A 1260-nucleotide genomic window follows, 5' to 3' on the forward strand; every position below is an offset into this window, starting at 1 on the left:
TTTATCAGCTCCTCCATTTGGTTGCTGGCACAGTGTACCATTCGAATTGCAGAGCCAGATTACGCCATGTGGAAAAACAACGTGTTGCTGGCGCAGAAAGTAGTTCGTTGAACGGGGTGCGAGCACCTTTCTGATCATGCTTTTCGCGTTTGCTGCGGTGCAGGAAAGATCTTGGCGCGTTTGCGGAGGTTTTGGGCGGTTGCGGCGAAGATAGAGTAAGAATGGACCGTGGCCCCAGTGGGGCCGCGTAAGCCGTTCGAACCGTTTGCGCCGCATGGGCCACGTAATCGGAGGCGACCCAGTCCAAGGATGCGCTTGAGGTGGGCAAAGAGCATCTCAACTTTCTTTCGGAGCTTCATCGAGATGTCGTACTGGCGGGTCTTGGCGATATCGCGGGCGACCTGGCGGGCGTCTTCGTGTTCTTCGCGGGTGATCTTGCGCGCGTCGGCGTTGGGGCAGCACTTGGCTTTGGAAGGGCAAACCTGACAGACCTCCTTCAACGCACGATAGCGCGCTGTACCCTTGCCGGTCGGTCCTCGGTTCGGGTCCGAGTAGTTGCGACGGAATTGTTTGAGGGCGTGGCCCTCGGGGCAGATGTACTGGTCGTTCTCTGCATCCCACTCAAAGTCTGCCCTCGTCCAGGTTCCGTCGTTGCGTCCGGACTTGTCGAACACAGGAATGTGCGGCGCGATCTTGCGGTCGACCAGCCAACCTAGCAGCGGCCCGGTGCCATAGGCGGTATCCGCGATCAGACGTTCGGGATGCAGATCGAACTTCGCCTTCACACGGTTCAGCATGGTCTTGGTCGATCCAACCTCTGCCTGCCGGATTGAGCGCGTGGCTTCCACATCGACGATGACGCCATGATCCGTATCGATCAGATAGTTGTCTGAATAGCTAAAGAAGGCAGGGCCTTTACGGGCTGCCATCCACTGACTTGCCGGGTCAGAATGCGAAGTAAATTTGGGCTGGACCTCGCTCGCGGCTCCAAATGCCGCCTCATCCAGCGTATCGAGATACTCGCGTACGGCGCGGGGCGCATCAGACGGCTCAATGGTTGCGGCATCCCATTCTTCCTTCGGCGTCGAGTTCTGCTTGTTGGCATCTGCTTCGATCAGGCTGGCGTCCACTGCCATGCGCGGCCCACTGGCGAGACCTTCCGCAATGCAACGGGCCACCGTCGTCTCGAACACATGGCGTAGCAGGTCACTCTCACGGAAGCGACCATGGCGGTTCTTAGAAAACGTCGAATGATCAGGG

Annotated in this window: 1 protein-coding gene; it reads right to left on the reverse strand. The window is 58.4% G+C overall.

Annotation, left to right across the window (positions count from 1 at the left end):
* Positions 1-134: 134 nt before the first annotated feature.
* Positions 135-1260: transposase (locus HRQ87_RS19955; protein WP_174140204.1), on the reverse strand; the 1126-nt coding region annotated here is incomplete at its 5' end.

This window comes from Parasulfitobacter algicola, from assembly GCF_013315265.1.
GTDB lineage: Bacteria > Pseudomonadota > Alphaproteobacteria > Rhodobacterales > Rhodobacteraceae > Parasulfitobacter > Parasulfitobacter algicola.